Here is a 696-nt window from a genome sequence, read left to right as displayed (position 1 = left end):
TTTCACCCGTATTTGTTTTCATCAATGCAATCGGCGCAACATTTACTTTTTTTGTAGAGGTGTTCTTGATATCAACGAAAACCTTAACGAAATCAAACTCTTCATCATGTGTTAACTCATGAAAGTAATCAATCATGCTGTAGTCCGGGCGCAAGTGGATCAGCTTCATTTCTTTTACTGTTAACTCCACGTCGCCAATCTTATAGGTTTTGTTCACTTGTTTGATATCTTTTAAGACAGCTTTTCCTTTATCATCTGAAAACGTTTGGCCGACCTTAAGCAATGACCGGTCATCAGTTACCTGGGAATTAGGCTGATAATTATCTGTGCTGTCCTTCTGGGATGAAGTGCTTTGCGGCTCAGCTTTTACTGTTTTCTCCCCGCCTGCATGCTGTTTTTCAGTACTGGCGTTTGATGAGCAGCCCGCAAGCATGATAGCAAAAACGAAAATTGAAAGAATTCTTCTCATGATGATTCCTCCATTAAAAAGAGATCCCGTTACTTCATACAAGCAACGGGACACCTTGTATTCTTTTACTTATCGTTAATCTTAATGTTGTATTGTAAAGCCTTGAAGACATTTTTGGCGATTTCTGTATTGTCGATTTGGCCGGCAAATGTCTCACTAGACGGACCGTATGCATAGACGGGAACATCTTCACCGGTATGTCCGCCTGTTGTCCATCCAGTGTGAGA

Annotated in this window: 2 protein-coding genes; both read right to left on the bottom strand. The window is 40.9% G+C overall.

Annotated features, from left to right (window positions below; translation table 11 throughout):
* Positions 1 to 469: membrane lipoprotein lipid attachment site-containing protein (locus ACWHAR_RS27450; RefSeq protein WP_452088481.1), on the bottom strand; the 469-nt coding region annotated here is incomplete at its 3' end.
* A gap of 65 nt (positions 470 to 534) precedes the next feature.
* The coding region (locus ACWHAR_RS27445; protein ID WP_452088482.1) for an alkaline phosphatase at positions 535 to 696 on the bottom strand (162 nt) is incomplete at its 5' end.

The sequence above is a fragment of the Bacillus sp. LR--39 genome, assembly GCF_053613335.1.
The sequence above is the reverse complement of the archived record's forward strand: the minus strand, read 5'-3'. Positions and strand labels throughout refer to the sequence as shown.